This is a genomic window from Acidithiobacillus sp. TH-A36 (assembly GCF_057473445.1).
Genome location: NZ_JBYCKP010000311.1, coordinates 1 through 1414 on the forward strand (window position 1 = coordinate 1; position 1414 = coordinate 1414).

Annotated in this window: 2 pseudogenes; one reads left to right on the forward strand and one right to left on the reverse strand. The window is 55.5% G+C overall.

Annotated features, from left to right (window positions below):
* Nucleotides 1–501: pseudogene (locus AC2VLY_RS08310) on the forward strand (DNA topoisomerase IV subunit B); the annotation flags it as partial.
* Here the strand turns inward: AC2VLY_RS08310 and AC2VLY_RS08315 are convergent.
* Nucleotides 498–1414: pseudogene (locus AC2VLY_RS08315) on the reverse strand (dynamin family protein); the annotation flags it as partial. The pseudogenes AC2VLY_RS08310 and AC2VLY_RS08315 sit on opposite strands and share 4 nt — an antisense overlap.

Genomic DNA, 1414 nt, shown 5'->3' on the forward strand with positions numbered 1-1414 from the left:
GATCCCGAACAGGTGCTGGCGGGGTTGCGCTACGGCAAAATCATGATTCTTTCGGATGCCGATGTGGATGGGAGCCATATTCAGGTGCTGATTTTAACGCTGTTCCTGCGCCATTTTCCGGCACTCCTCCGGCGTGGGCATGTATTTGTGGTGAAGCCGCCCCTGTATCGGGTAGATACTACCTGGCGCGGCAAGGCCCGCAAGATTTACTGTGAAGCCGAAGCAGAGCGGGATGCGGCCATGGAGCGTCTTCGCGCTGAAGGCGTCAAGGAATCCGCTATTTCGGTTCAGCGTTTCAAGGGCCTGGGCGAGATGAATCCAGATCAACTCTGGGAAACAGCTTTGTGTCCAGATACCCGGTCATTGGTCCCCCTCACCATGACACTTTCCGAACAAGCCTTTTTGCAGGAACGCTTCAATCTGCTCATGGGCAAACAGTCGGCGGGGGAGCGCCGGGCATGGATGGAAAGGGATGGCTGGACGGCCGATCTGGATGTTTAGGTGGAAGCTGACGACGCCATAATGTCGGCGGCCATCAATTTCATGAAAGGGAATGCGGCCTGGTTAAGCCGTTCTTCCTTGCTCTGTACCGCCATCAGCGCCTGCTCCAGTTGCTGCACGCGCGTTTCCACAAAATCCACGGCTTTGGCAATCTGTTGCAGGGCCTGTAATTCTTCTTCCGTCTGCGCTTCGAAACGCTGGAGTTGCTGGTCCATGACGGTCATGATTCTGTCCACCCAGCTTTCCGCATCCCGACGCGTTTCCATCACGAAGTCTCTTGTGCGCATCGCCACGGTCAGAAACATTTTGCGGACCACCGCACCTTGCGTGTTCACGGCAATTTCCATGGTCTTTCCGAAACGCTCATAGGTTTCCGCCATGGCCAGCAGCTCCGCTCTTCGCGGCATCATCGCATAAGGCACCGTTTTGAGATCCGGCAGGGCATATTGTGCCTGCAACGCCTGGTATTCCGCAGCAAATCCCTCCGAAACGGTTTGTGCCCCAGACAAGGCCCGGTCAAAATGCGCAATGGCCTCACTGAAAAACTGGCGCAACCGCTCGACAATGCCGCTCGTCGTCCAGGCCGAAAGCATTTCCGCCCGAGCCTGGTTAATGATCACATCGAAATCATGCGGCGATAAGGGCGTCAGCAGATGTTCCTCAACCGCCTGATGAAACCGCTGGCTTTGCGCTTCGAAATGCAAGCGGTCGGCATGAAAACGCTGTAACAAGGCCTGATGTTGTGCGATGAGTTTGGGGACCTTTTCTTCGGTGCGCTCTTTCAGACTCAATACACTCTGCTTTTGTGCTTCCAGTCGTTGCCGTTCTTCCTGCAAGCGGCTTTTTTGTTCGGAAAGCCCATTTTTCACCAAAGCCTCGCAGATTTTTCGGATGGCCGCGTGCTGGGCCGGCA